Below are 12,996 nucleotides of genomic sequence, written 5' to 3'. Positions count from 1 at the left end.
TCGGCCGGACTCGTTAAGATGCACACCATGAGTTTTGAATCCAGCATGTCCTCCTCAGCCGCCGACACCACCGGCTGGCAGGTACCGGAGCGTCCAGTGCTGGAGGGCCTCGAGGACCGGTGGGCCGCCCGCTGGCGCGATGAGGGCACCTACGCCTTCAGCCGGCCGGAATCCCGCGAGCAGGTCTATTCGATCGATACTCCCCCGCCCACGGTGTCCGGTTCGCTGCACGTCGGCCACATTTTCAGCTACACCCACACCGATCTGATCGCTCGCTACCAACGGATGCGCGGCAAGAACGTCTTCTACCCGATGGGCTGGGACGACAACGGGCTGCCCACCGAACGGCGCGTCCAGAACTTCTACGGCGTGCGCTGCGAGCCGGCGCTGCCCTACGATCCTGACTTCACCCCGCCCGCCAAACCTGACCAGAAGCACCCCGTCGCGATCAGCCGACGCAACTTCGTGGAGCTGTGTCTCGAGTTGACGGCCGTCGACGAGAAGGTCTTCGAGGATCTGTGGCGCCATATCGGCTTGTCGGTCGACTGGGACACGCTGTACAGCACGATCTCGGACGAGGCACAGTCGGTCGCCCAGCGGGCATTCCTGCACAACTACGCGCGCGGTGAGGCCTATCTGTCGCACGCTCCGACGCTGTGGGATGTCACCTTCCAGACCGCGGTCGCCCAGGCCGAGCTCGAGGCGCGGGAGTACGACGGCTTCTACCACGCGCTGAACTTCCATCGTCCCGACGGCGGCGAGGTGCTGATCGAGACCACTCGTCCCGAATTGCTGGCCGCCTGTTGTGCGCTGATCGCCCACCCCGACGACCAGCGCTACCAGGCGCTGTTCGGGACGACGGTCACTACGCCGGCCTTCGGTGTCGAGGTGCCCGTGCTGGCTCATCCGGACGCCGAGCCCGAGAAGGGCTCGGGTATCGCGATGTGCTGTACCTTCGGCGACCTGACCGACGTCACCTGGTGGCGCGAGTTGCAGCTGCCGACCCGCACGATCATCGGACGCGACGGGCGCATCGTGCGCGAGACCCCGGATTGGATCGTCAACAAGGCGGCCTACGAGCAGATCGCCGGCAAGACCGCCTTCTCGGCTCGTGAGGCGACCGTGGCGATGCTGCGCGAGAACGGCGAATTGGTGGGCGAACCCAAGCCCACCAAGCGCATGACGAACTTCTACGAGAAGGGCGAGAAGCCGCTCGAGATCGTCTCGACGCGCCAGTGGTACATCACCAATGGTGGGCGCGACCCCAAGTTGCGTGCCGAACTGCTGGCCCGCGGCGACGAGCTGCAGTGGACGCCGGAGTACATGCGGCATCGCTACGCCAACTGGGTGAGCGGGCTGAACGGTGACTGGCTGATCAGCCGGCAGCGTTTCTTCGGGGTGCCGTTCCCCATCTGGTACGCGCTCAACGCCGACGGCGAGCCCGACTACGCCCATCCGATCACCGCCGACGAGGCTGCACTACCGGTGGATCCCGCCTCACTACCGGCGCCTGGCTACGACGAATCGCAGCGGGGCAGGCCGGGCGGCTTCATCGCCGACCCCGATGTCATGGACACCTGGGCAACCAGCTCGCTGACCCCGCAGATCGTCTGTGGTTGGCAGCGTGACCCCGATCTGTGGAAGCTGACCTTCCCGATGGACCTGGCCCCACAGGCCCACGACATCATCCGCACCTGGCTGTTCAGCCGGGTGGTGCGCAGCCATCTGGAAGAGCACAAGCTGCCGTGGCGCCGGACCACTATCTCGGGCTTCGTCGTCGACCCTGATCGCAAGAAGATGAGCAAGTCGAAGGGCAATGTCGTCGTCCCGACGCAGATCCTCGACAAGTTCGGCGCCGACGCGGTGCGCTGGCGTGCGGCGATGGCTCGTCCCGGGATGGATTCGCCGTTCGACGAGACCCAGATGAAGGTCGGACGCCGGCTCGCGATGAAGATCCTCAATGCGTCGAAGTTCGTGCTCGACAAGCATGCGCCCGCCGATCCGGCAGCGATTACCGAGGCCGATGACCTGGCCATGCTCGCCGGATTGGCCGAGGTGGTCAGGCAGGCGACCGAGGCGTTCGAGGACTACCAGTACACGGACGCGCTGGAGGCTGCCGAGAAGTTCTTCTGGACCTTCTGCGACGACTACCTCGAGCTGGTCAAGGAGCGCTCGTATTCCGACGATGCCGCGGCAGCTTCGGCGGCGGCAGCTCTGCAGCTGGGATTGAACGTGCAGTTGCGGCTCTTCGCGCCGTTCATGCCATTCGTCACCGAGGAGGTCTGGAGCTGGTGGCAGCCGGGCTCGGTGCACCGCGCACCGTGGCCCACCCTCGACGAGCTGCCTGCTGGTGGCGACCCCACGCTGCTCGACGATGTGGCCGAAGTGCTGATCGCGATCCGCGGCGCCAAGTCACGGGCCCAGGTGAAGATGCGCACCGAGGTCGATCGAGCGGTGATCAGCGGTCCGGCCGAGTCACTGGCCCGCCTGGAGACCATCGCCCGCGACCTGCGCGCGGTCGGCCGGATCACCGGCGACCTGGAGTTCGCCGCTGGCGCGGACCAGATCAGCGTCGAGGTTGTGCTGGCCCCGCAGGCCTGAGGCCCGACGGGCTGGATCGACAGAGATTGGGTACCGTTATAGCTCGTCTGAGCTACAGCGGTACCCAATAATCGTGAAACCCCGGTTCTCGCCCGGTCAGCAGGCCTGGCAGCGGCCTCAGTGGTGCTGGCGGGTCAACAGCGCCGAGGCTTCCTGCAGCGCGGAGCCCTCGTCGGCGATATGGGCCAGATGCGCCGGGATCTCGCGTCCGGCTTTCTTCATGGCACGCGCCCACAGCCTGCCGGCCCGGTAGGACGAGCGCACCATGGGGCCGGCCATGACACCGAGGAAGCCGATCTCGTTGGCCTGCTGCGCGAGTTCGACGAACTGCTTGGGCTTGACCCAACGATCCACCGGACGGAAGCGCGGCGACGGACGCAGGTACTGCGTCAGAGTCAAGATGTCACAGCCGGCGTCGTAGAGGTCGCACATCGCCTCGTACACCTCGGCGTCGGTCTCCCCCATGCCCAGAATGAGGTTCGACTTGACGATCATGCCGCCCTGCTTGGCCTGGCTGAGCACGTTCAACGAGCCTTCATAGCTGAACGCCGGACGGATCTCGCCGATGATCCGGGCAACGGTTTCGAGGTTGTGCGCGAAGACCTCGGGCTTGGCGTCGATGACCTGCCCGATGGCGTCCGGATCGCCCTTGAAGTCCGGCACCAGGATCTCGACCCCGGTCGACGGGTTGATCGTGTGGATCGCCCGCACGGTCTCGGCGTTCAGCCAGGCTCCCCCGTCGGCGAGGTCGTCGCGGGCCACCGAGGTGACCGTTGCATAGCGCAGCCCGAGTTCGCGGACCGATTCGGCGACCTTGCGCGGTTCCAGGATGTCCATCAGCGCCGGGCGTCCGGTGGCGATATCGCAGAAGTCGCAGCGCCGGGTGCAGGTATCCCCGCCGATCAGGAAGGTCGCCTCGCGGTCCTGCCAGCATTCGTAGACGTTCGGACAGCCGGCTTCCTCGCATACCGTGTGCAAGCCCTTACCGCGGGCCAGCTTCTTCATCTGCGTGAAGTTCTCGCCCATGTGCGCGGTGTTCTTCATCCACTCGGGCTTGTCCTCAATGGGCGTCGCCGCGTTGCGAACCTCCAGCCGCAGCATCCGGTGGGTATCGGTGGTCACCTGTGGACTCTCCTATCAGTTGGCTGCGTGGCTCAGGCCGTGCAGGCCGGACAGATCGAGTGGTGCGGCAGCGGTTGCCGGCTCGAAGCTGTCGATGATTCCCGCATTCTCCAAGGATGCCAGTTCCAGCTCCATCCGCTCCACGACATCGGCCGGCTTGACCTCGCGGGACACCTCCTGGCTGATCGAGGTGACTCCGGCATCCGAGATGCCGCAGGGGATGATCTTGCCGAACGGGCGCAGATCGTTGGAGCAGTTCAACGCAAAGCCGTGCATGGTGACCTTGCGGGACACCTGCAGGCCGATGGCGGCAAGCTTGCGGTCGGGGCCGCGGCTGTCGGCTCGCACCCAGGCCCCCGAACGGCCCTCGACGGTGCCGGCCTGGACGCCGAAGTCCGCCACCACGGCGATGATGATCTGTTCGAGCAGGCGCACCATCTTCACCGGTTGGATCGGCACGGCGAGCCGGACGATCGGATAGCCGACGAGCATGCCCGGGCCGTGATAGGTGATCTTTCCGCCGCGTCCGATCGGGACGACGGGAGTGCCGTCATAGGGGTATTCGGAGGCCTCGGCACGCCGCCCTGCGGTGTAAACGGGGTCGTGTTCGAGCAGTAGCACGGAGTTGCCTCGGGTGCCCGCCAGCACCTCATCGTGTACTTGTTGTTGCAGATCGAGGCAGGCCCGGTAGTCGACGAAATCGGGGTTGAATCCAAGTCGTTCGAAGTGAAGGGCCATGGTCCAACCCTAGTCACCGGAGACGAATCGGGTGACCTCTGTCCGCCTTGGGCGGACGCCGGATCGGCATGCCTAGCTCGTCGCAGCGATGTAGTCCTTCACGGCCTGGACATCGTTCGGCAGGTCGACCACCCGGCGCGGCGCGTCCATGATCGCGGCGAAGCGGGCGGGGATCTCGGGCTCGACCTCGATGGCCTCCTTGATGGTCGCGGCGAACTTCACCGGTAGCGCCGTCTCCAGGACGACGATCGGCGCGGCTACCCGCGAGATCCACTCATGTGCTACATGTACTCCGTCCGCGGTGTGCGGGTCGATCAGCACGCCGTTGTCGAAGTAGAGCCCGCGAATGGTCTGCAGTCGATCGGCGTGGGACGAACTGCCGCTGACGAAGCCGTAACGGTCGGTGAGGCGCTTGAATTCAGGGGTCTCGGACAGATCGAAGTAACCTTGCTCGGGCAGCTGGCGGCCGAACAGATCGGCCACCCGGGCTCCATCGCGGCCGAGCAGATCGAAGATGAACCTCTCGAAATTGGATGCCTTGCTGATGTCCATGGAGGGGCTGGACGTGGCTGCGACCTCGCTGGACGCACGCACCCGGTAGCGGCCGGTGGTGAAGAACTCGTGCAGCACGTTGTTCTCGTTGGTGGCCAGGATGAGCGTGTCGATCGGCAGTCCCATCTCGCGGGCGATGTGGCCCGCGCAGATGTCGCCGAAGTTGCCGGTGGGCACCGCGAAGCTGATCCGCTGATCGTTCTGCGTCGTCACCCGCAGCCACAGTGCTACGTAGTAGATCACCTGCGCCGCCAGCCGCGCCCAGTTGATCGAGTTGACCGCACCGATGTGATACTTCGCCTTGAATTCGGCGTCGGCGTTGATGGCCTTGACGGCGTCCTGGCAGTCGTCGAAGACACCGTCGAACGCGATGTTGTGAATGTTGGGATCTTGCAGCCCGAACATCTGTGCCTGCTGGAAGGGACTCATGCGACCTGCCGGAGTGAGCATGTGGACACTCAGCCGATCTCTGCCACGCATCGCGTACTCGGCGGACGAGCCGGTGTCTCCGCTGGTCGCGCCCACAATGGTGAGATGCTCATCGCGTCTGTCCAATTCGTAGGCGAACAGTTCTCCGAGCAGTTGCATCGCCATGTCCTTGAAGGCCGCGGTCGGACCGTTGGACAGATGCCCGAGCCACAGCGGTCCGTCCCCGATCCGCTCGACCGGCACGATGCTGGACGATCCGAACTTCTCCGGGGTGTACGCGCGCCGGCAGATGCCCAGCAGGTCATCGCTGGGAATGTCGTCCACGAAAAGACTCAGCACACGATGCGCGAGTACCGGGTACCCCTGGGTGGCGAGCACATCGCGCCAACTGGCCAGTGTCGCCGCGTCCAGCTGAGGGTATTCGGCGGGTACGTACAAGCCACCATCGCCGGCAAGACCTTCGAGCAGGATGTCGCTGAAGCTGGACGCCTGCGAGCCAGCCGAACCGCGAGTCGAGATGTATCTCACAAACCCAGCCTATCTGTCCTGGCCAGCAGGCCCATGCCAATGAAACACCGCGGACTACGGGTTGACGAAGCGGTCAGTGTGGATCGCGTCAGGCGGACAGTTCGGCGCGCTGGGCCAGTTGCTCGCGGGTGACCAGCGTCGGGGCCTCCTCGCCCCGGACCGCCTCGGCGGTCACCACGACCTGGCCGATCTCCGGACGGCTCGGCACCTCGAACATCACGTCGAGCAGCAGTTCCTCGAGGATCGCCCGAAGGCCACGGGCACCGATGCCGCGCTCGAGCGCCTTGGCGGCGATCGCGGCCACTGCCGAGTCGGTGAAGTGCAGTTGCACATCGTCGATATCGAACAACTTGGCGAACTGCTTCACCAGCGCGTTGCGCGGCTCGACCAGAATGCGCTGCAGCGATTCCTGGTCGAGATTGGGCACGGTGGCGATCATCGGCAGTCGTCCGATGAACTCGGGAATGAGCCCGTACTTGTGCAGGTCTTCGGGACGGACCCCGGCGAACGGATCGTCGCTGCGCTTGGCACGCACGTCCTGGGCGGCTGTGAATCCGAGGGGACGCTTGCCGATCCGCGAATCGATGATGTGTTCCAGGCCGGCGAACGCTCCCCCGACGATGAACAGCACATTGGTGGTGTCGATCTGGATGAACTCCTGGTGCGGGTGCTTACGCCCGCCCTGCGGGGGGACGGAGGCGACGGTGCCCTCCAGGATCTTCAGCAGTGCCTGCTGTACGCCCTCCCCCGAGACATCGCGGGTGATCGAGGGGTTCTCCGACTTGCGGGCCACCTTGTCGATCTCGTCGATGTAGATGATGCCGGTCTCGGCCTTCTTCACGTCGAAGTCGGCGGCCTGGATCAGCTTGAGCAGGATGTTCTCGACGTCCTCGCCCACATAGCCGGCCTCGGTCAAAGCGGTGGCGTCGGCGATCGCGAAGGGCACGTTCAGCATCCGAGCCAGAGTCTGAGCGAGATAGGTCTTGCCACAGCCGGTGGGGCCGATCAGCAAGATATTCGACTTGGCCAGCTCGACATCCGAATCATGGGCGCGGCCCGACTCGGCCTGAGCGTGAATGCGCTTGTAGTGGTTGTATACCGCCACCGACAACGTCTTCTTCGCGGAGTCCTGCCCGATGATGTATTCGTCGAGGAACGTCCGGATCTCGGCGGGACGCGGTAGATCACCGGGAGCGTTGCTCGACGACTCCTCACTGAACTCTTCTTCGATGATCTCGTTGCACAACTCGATGCACTCATCGCAGATGTACACGCCGGGTCCGGCTATGAGCTTCTTGACCTGTTTTTGACTCTTTCCGCAGAAAGAACACTTGAACAGGTCGCCACTCTCGCCGATGCGAGCCATCGTCTCTCCTTCGACCCTAAACCGATGTGAGCAGTCCCACGTTGGACTCCTGCCAGGGTCTCAACCCTAACGCCCATGAAGTTCGCTGGGGTTGAGACCTGCCGGAATGTGGAACTTACCTCCCCGTGTCCGACAGCGAGGTGAGAATGTCATCGATGATGCCGTATTCGACGGCCTCCTGAGCGGTCAGGAACTTGTCTCGCTCGACATCGGCGCGCACCTTCTCGAGGCTCTGCCCGGTGTTGTCGGCCAGCATCTGTTCCATCTGGCTGCGGATACGCATGATCTCGCGTGCCTGGATCTCCAGGTCGGACGACTGACCGTAGGACCCGTCGCCGGCCATCGAGGGCTGATGGATGAGGATCCGCGAGTTCGGCAGCGCGAGCCGCTTGCCTTTGGCTCCCGCGGCGAGGATCACCGCGGCCGCCGAGGCAGCCTGCCCGAGGCAGATGGTCTGCACGTCCGGCTTGATGTAGTTCATGGTGTCGTAGATGGCGGTGAGCGCCGTGAACGAACCGCCGGGCGAGTTCAGGTAGATCGACACCTGGCGTTCGGCGTCCATCGACTGCAGACACAGCAACTGCGACATGACCGCGTTGGCGATCTCATCGGTGATCGGGGTGCCGAGGAAGATGATGCGTTCCTCGAACAGCTTTGTGTAGGGATCGACACGGCGCACACCGTAGCTGGTGCGCTCCTCCCACTGCGGAATGATGTAGTCCATCCGCGGCTGGGAACCGGCCGTGCTGAACGGCTGGGCCGGCAGGTTCGTGCCAGGAATCAGGTTCGGAGTCATCTGCTGCCTCACTGGTTGGGTGCGTCGGAGCCGGGAATCTGTGACGCACGCTCGAAGACGTGGTCGATGAAGCCGTAGGACAGCGCCTCGGAGGCGGTGAACCAGCGGTCCCGATCGGAGTCCTTGGTGATCTGCTCGACAGTCTGCCCGGTGTGCTGGGCGATGAGTTCGGCCATCACCTGCTTGAGGTGCAGCGACTGTTCCGCCTGGATCTTGATGTCGGACGCGGTACCGCCCAGGCCGCCGGACGGCTGGTGCATCAGGATGCGCGCATGCGGCAGGGCGAAACGCTTGCCGGGAGCACCCGCGCACAACAGGAACTGCCCCATGGACGCCGCCAGCCCCATGGCCACGGTCGCCACGTCATTGCTGATCCACTGCATGGTGTCGTAGATCGCCATGCCCGAGTCGACCGAGCCGCCCGGGGAGTTGATGTACAGGTAGATATCTTTGGTTGGATCCTCGGCATTGAGAAGGAGCATCTGCGCGCAGATCGCGTTGGCGTTCTCGTCGCGTACCTCGGAACCGAGGAAGACAATACGGTTCGCCAACAACGACTGGTAGACATTATCGGTCATGCCTGCACCGGATCCGGCCGCAGCCGCGGCTTGCAGTGTTGTCATGTCTGGATTCACATTCACGAACTTACAACCCCGCGCTGACAAAAGCCGAACACATCCGTGAGGTGTTCGCTGGAGGCATGGCTTGGCCGAGTATGCCGCAGCGGTCAGGTCTGGCTGGCCGCCCCCCGGACCTCGGTCTCATTCGAGATCAACGAGTTGACCCAGCGGACCTTCGGGTCGGCGTCCACCAGCAACGCCTTGACCAGCTGGGTGCACGGCAGCGCGATCAGCGCACCGATCGGGCCGAACACCCACGCCCACAGCAGCAGCGAGATCAACGAGATCGTGGCATTGACACCGACCGCGTTGCCGGTGACCTTCGGCTGGAAGACCCCCTGCACGATCCAGGTGGTCACCAGATAGACGATGAGCAACCACAACGCGGTCTGCCAGCCGTTCGCGACCAGCGCGACCAGCAGCGGCGGGATCAGTGAGAAGAAGAACCCGACGCTGGGCACGTAGGTCATCAGCCAGGTCAGCAACGCCCAGATGAGCGGCAGCGGGACCCCGAGGGTGACCAGCTGCACGTAATTGAGTGCGGCCATCAGAGCCCCGAAACCGGTGCAGACCAACCAGTAGCGCCTGGTGCCGTCGCCGAACTCGCGCATCGCGGCAACGATGCGGGGATGCGTCGACCCGGCCACCGCGATCCGCCTGCCCCAGGTCGACACGTCGATCAGCATCATGATGAGCGCCGAGATGATGACACCGAGCATGCCGACAACCCCGGAGAAGCCCGAGAAGACCTGAGTGAATGCCGTGAAGATCTGGTTGAGGTTGATGTTGGCCAGCCCCTGGAGGATCGCCTCGCGTTCGACACCGATACTCACCAGCCAATCGAGCCACTGCTCCTGCAGTTCGATCAACTCCGGCACATACTGCGGCACCGCGGTGACGATCTCGCTGATCGCCCAGGTCGCAACCAGTCCGATGACAGCCAGCGTGACGAACAACGCGAGCGCGGTCAACGCCACCGCGATGGGCTTGGGAACGCCGTGACGGCGCAGCACATTCTGCAGCGGGTAGACGACGATGACCATGTTGAGGGCGAGGAATGCCGGTGCGATCAGCCAGCTGAGCTGACGCAGCAACCAGAATGCGCCGGCTATGCCCACCACACCGAGCAGGATGACGACGAACCTGGGCAATGACGGAGGCTGCCCACCGTGCGGCCCCTGTGGGACACGCGCGGGATCGGAACTGAATGCCATGTTGAATCGCCGCTGCTCGGCGAGCAGTTCCCGGCCGGTGATGCCGGCCGGAGCCGCTGCAACAATGCGTCGATCGATCGCCGTTGCGCCCGGACCATCGATGCTGGGGGGTTCGACCGTGTCATTGAACTCGCGCATCTTGTGCAGCAGATGTGGTTCTTCGGTGCCCCGCACCTTGGGATCTGGCATGGCTTCCTCCCCTGCCGTCAGGTGGCCGGACGACTAGTCGTCGTCACCTGCTTGGTCTTCTTCGGGTATCTCAGCGTCCTTGGGGTCACTGGCGATAAGCGCGTTCACCCAGCGCGCACGGGGATCGGCGTCGATGACCAATGATTTCACCAGCAGTGTCATCGGCAGAGCGAGCAGCGTGCCCATTCCGCCCAGGACCGCCGCCCACAGCAGCAGCGAGACGAATGAGACGGTCGGCGTGACGCCCACCGACTCGCCGGCGAAGCGCGGCTGGATGATGGACTGAATGACGAAGTTCAGCACCGAGTACATGACGATGACCAGCACCGCTGTCTGCCAGCCGTTGGCGAACAACGCGACCAGTGCGGGTGGTATCAGACCGATGACGAATCCGATGTTGGGGATGTAGTTCGTCAGGAAGCTGAAGATGGCCCACACGATCGCGAGCGGCACTCCCATGATGGCCAGCGCAATGCCGTCGAAGACGGCCACGATCAGGCCGAAGACCGTCGTGACAAGCCAGTAGCGGCGCACCCCGCGCGCGAAACTGCCGATGGCTACCGAGATCCGCGAACGGTTCTGATCGAGCAGCCGCATTCGCTTGTCAAGCCCCGGGGTGTCCATCGCCATGAAGACGATTGCGGCGACGATGACACCGATGAGCCCGATCATGCCGGACGCCCCCGACAACAGGGAGGTTGCCGCTCCCAGGAACCGCGTCGGATCCAGCGAAGCCAGCATCCGATTGAACGCCGTGCTGTCAAGGTTGAGTTCGTTGACCGCCCAGTCGCTCGTCTGCTTGTACAAGACGGTGAACTCGTCGGAGTACTGAGGCAGGATGCCGATCATCTCACTGACCGACCAGACCAGTCCCGAGACCATCGCCACCAGCACGGCAAAGACGGTGAGCGATACGACCATCGCACTCAGCCACGAGGGAGTGCCTCGGCGCACCAACCAGGTGTGCAGAGGATAGGCGGTGATCATCAGATTGATGGCCAGGAACCAGGGCGCAATGATGCTGGAGAATTCACGCAGGCAGATCAGGCAGATGAGGGCTCCGGCCAGCCCGATCACGACGTTGTTGAAGCGGGGCGTGCCAAATGCGGAGTGCGGGGGGCTGGACGCCGCCTGGGCGCCCATGGGTTCCGACGGGCCCAACGGCATTGCTACCTCCGATTAAACGCGGACGGCTTGCAGCCTATGACAAACCGCGGCTCCCTCGGGCAGGTGCCCAAAGAAGCCGCGGCAGCGGAGGTCGTCACTCGACGGGTTCAGCCTTGTCGGCTTCCGCCTTCTTGGTGGTGCGCTTCTTGGGGGCCGGCTTCTCGTCCTCGGCAGGAGCCTGCTCGTCTGCGGCTTCTGCCTTCTTGGACGTGCGCTTCTTGGCGGCCGGCTTGGCCTCCTCGGCGGGAGCCTGCTCGGTCTCGGCCGTCTGATCGGCGGCTTCCTCAGCAGCTGCCGGGGCCTCGTCCGCCTCATCGTCAGCCGGCTCCGAGACCGTGCCGTCATTGTTCAGGCGGGACAGATCGATCTCGTTACCCTCGGCGTCGATGATCTTGGCGGCCGCGACCAGTTCACCCAGAGCCTTGCCCCGGCGAACCTCGCCCATCCACTCGGCGGCGTGGTCGTGCTCCATCATGTGCTGGAGCTCCTGCTCGGGAGACGTGCCGTTCTGCTGCGCCTTGGCGAAGATCAGCTCGGTGAGTTCGCTCTGGCCGACCTGCAACTCGGCGTCCTCGGCGTACTTGTCGAGGATGATCTGCGAGCGCAGCCCCTCGACGACACGGTTGTTGATGTCGGCCCAGAACTCCTCGGGGGTCTGGGCATCCTCGTCCTCGGCCTCATCCAGGTACTGCTCGATGGTCAGGCCGGCCGCACTGAGCTGCTGCTCGATGCTCTGGCGACGGCTCTCCTGCTCGGCAGTGATGAGCGCCTCGGGCAGCTCGAACTCGGTGGCCTTGATGAGCTTGGCCAGCACGGACTCGCGGGCCTTGTTGGCCTGATCGATGCGGGCCAGCCGCTCGAGGTTGTCACGAAGATCGGCGAGCATCTCTTCGGCGGTGTCGAATTCGCTGACCAGCTGCGCGAACTCGTCGTCCACATCGGGCAGATCCTGCGACTGCACCTTGACGATCTCGACCTCGATCTCGGCTTCCTCGCCGCGGTTCGGGCCGCCGACCAGGGTGGAGGTGAAGGTGGCTTTGTCGCCGGCCGACAGACCCACGACGGCCTCATCGAGACCATCGACGAAGCCGCCGGAGCCGATCTTGTAGCTGACCTCGGACGCCTCGGCCTCAGGCAGGACCTTGCCGTCCTGGCTGGCGGTGAGGTTCAGCACGACGACGTCGCCGGTCTCGGCGGGGCGATCGACCTCGGTCAGGGTCGCGAAACGCTCGCGCAGCAGTTCGACGCGCTCGTTGACGTCCTCGTCGCTGACCGCGGCAACCGGAACCTCGACCTCGACACCGGCGATGTCGGCGATCTCGAAGTCGGGGCGTACGTCGACCTCGGCGGTGAACAGCACATTGGTGCCGTCGTTCAACTCGCTGATGTCGATGTCCGGCTGGCCGAGCGGACGCAGATCATGGGTCTGAACGGCCTCGCCGTAAGCCTCCGGAAGAATCGAGTTGATGGCCTCCTGCAAGACCAGCCCGCGACCGAAACGCTGGTCGATCAAACGTGCCGGAACCTTGCCCTTGCGGAAGCCCGGAATGTTTACCTGCTGAGCGATGTCTGTGTAGGCGGCGTCGATCGCCGGCTGCAGGTCTTCAAAGGGCAGATCAATGGTGAGCTTCACCCGCGTGGGGCTGAGCTGCTCTAGGGTGCTGGGCACGTGGT

Annotated in this window: 10 protein-coding genes; 1 reads left to right on the top strand and 9 read right to left on the bottom strand. The window is 64.4% G+C overall.

What is annotated here, in order from left to right:
* The first annotated feature begins 27 nt into the window (after positions 1–27).
* Positions 28–2,601 (top strand): valine--tRNA ligase, encoded by a 2,574-nt coding sequence (gene valS, locus QUE25_RS12335; protein ID WP_286265441.1) that lies wholly within the window; start codon positions 28–30, stop codon positions 2,599–2,601.
* Positions 2,602–2,718: 117 nt separating this feature from the next.
* Here the strand turns inward: valS and lipA are convergent, their stop codons facing one another.
* From lipA to tig, 9 genes are all read right to left on the bottom strand, one after another.
* Positions 2,719–3,702, bottom strand: coding sequence for a lipoyl synthase (gene lipA, locus QUE25_RS12330; protein ID WP_286268561.1), 984 nt, complete (start codon positions 3,700–3,702; stop codon positions 2,719–2,721).
* A 36-nt stretch (positions 3,703–3,738) separates the two neighbouring features.
* Positions 3,739–4,461 (bottom strand): lipoyl(octanoyl) transferase LipB, encoded by a 723-nt coding sequence (gene lipB, locus QUE25_RS12325; protein ID WP_286265439.1) that lies wholly within the window; start codon positions 4,459–4,461, stop codon positions 3,739–3,741.
* A 72-nt stretch (positions 4,462–4,533) separates the two neighbouring features.
* A complete protein-coding gene (thrC, locus tag QUE25_RS12320; protein ID WP_286265436.1) occupies positions 4,534–5,970 on the bottom strand; it encodes a threonine synthase in 1,437 nt (478 codons plus the stop codon).
* An 88-nt stretch (positions 5,971–6,058) separates the two neighbouring features.
* Positions 6,059–7,336, bottom strand: a complete 1,278-nt coding sequence (clpX, locus tag QUE25_RS12315; protein ID WP_286265434.1) for an ATP-dependent Clp protease ATP-binding subunit ClpX — start codon at positions 7,334–7,336, stop codon at positions 6,059–6,061.
* Positions 7,337–7,451: 115 nt separating this feature from the next.
* The gene (locus tag QUE25_RS12310; RefSeq protein WP_286265433.1) at positions 7,452–8,132 is read right to left on the bottom strand and encodes an ATP-dependent Clp protease proteolytic subunit; all 681 of its coding nucleotides are present in this window, start codon (positions 8,130–8,132) and stop codon (positions 7,452–7,454) included.
* Between the two features lie 8 nt (positions 8,133–8,140).
* Positions 8,141–8,755, bottom strand: coding sequence for an ATP-dependent Clp protease proteolytic subunit (locus tag QUE25_RS12305; protein ID WP_286265431.1), 615 nt, complete (start codon positions 8,753–8,755; stop codon positions 8,141–8,143).
* A 104-nt stretch (positions 8,756–8,859) separates the two neighbouring features.
* Positions 8,860–10,155, bottom strand: coding sequence for an AI-2E family transporter (locus QUE25_RS12300; protein WP_286265429.1), 1,296 nt, complete (start codon positions 10,153–10,155; stop codon positions 8,860–8,862).
* Between the two features lie 33 nt (positions 10,156–10,188).
* Positions 10,189–11,322, bottom strand: coding sequence for an AI-2E family transporter (locus QUE25_RS12295; RefSeq protein WP_286265426.1), 1,134 nt, complete (start codon positions 11,320–11,322; stop codon positions 10,189–10,191).
* Between the two features lie 94 nt (positions 11,323–11,416).
* Positions 11,417–12,991, bottom strand: coding sequence for a trigger factor (gene tig / locus QUE25_RS12290; protein WP_286265425.1), 1,575 nt, complete (start codon positions 12,989–12,991; stop codon positions 11,417–11,419).
* Between the last annotated feature and the right edge of the window lie 5 nt (positions 12,992–12,996).

The organism is Brooklawnia propionicigenes (genome assembly GCF_030297015.1).
GTDB lineage: Bacteria > Actinomycetota > Actinomycetes > Propionibacteriales > Propionibacteriaceae > Brooklawnia > Brooklawnia propionicigenes.
Note: the sequence above shows the minus strand (reverse complement) of the source record. Positions and strands in the feature narration are given on the sequence as shown.

Bases quoted from the DNA above. Each gene is read 5' to 3' on its own strand.
- valS (WP_286265441.1), top strand. From the start codon at position 28: ATGAGTTTTGAATCCAGCATGTCCTCCTCAGCCGCCGACACCACCGGC.
- lipA (WP_286268561.1), bottom strand. From the start codon at position 3,702: ATGCTGCGGCTGGAGGTTCGCAACGCGGCGACGCCCATTGAGGACAAG.
- lipB (WP_286265439.1), bottom strand. From the start codon at position 4,461: ATGGCCCTTCACTTCGAACGACTTGGATTCAACCCCGATTTCGTCGAC.
- clpX (WP_286265434.1), bottom strand. From the start codon at position 7,336: ATGGCTCGCATCGGCGAGAGTGGCGACCTGTTCAAGTGTTCTTTCTGC.
- QUE25_RS12310 (WP_286265433.1), bottom strand. From the start codon at position 8,132: ATGACTCCGAACCTGATTCCTGGCACGAACCTGCCGGCCCAGCCGTTC.
- QUE25_RS12305 (WP_286265431.1), bottom strand. From the start codon at position 8,755: ATGACAACACTGCAAGCCGCGGCTGCGGCCGGATCCGGTGCAGGCATG.
- QUE25_RS12300 (WP_286265429.1), bottom strand. From the start codon at position 10,155: ATGCCAGATCCCAAGGTGCGGGGCACCGAAGAACCACATCTGCTGCAC.
- QUE25_RS12295 (WP_286265426.1), bottom strand. From the start codon at position 11,322: ATGCCGTTGGGCCCGTCGGAACCCATGGGCGCCCAGGCGGCGTCCAGC.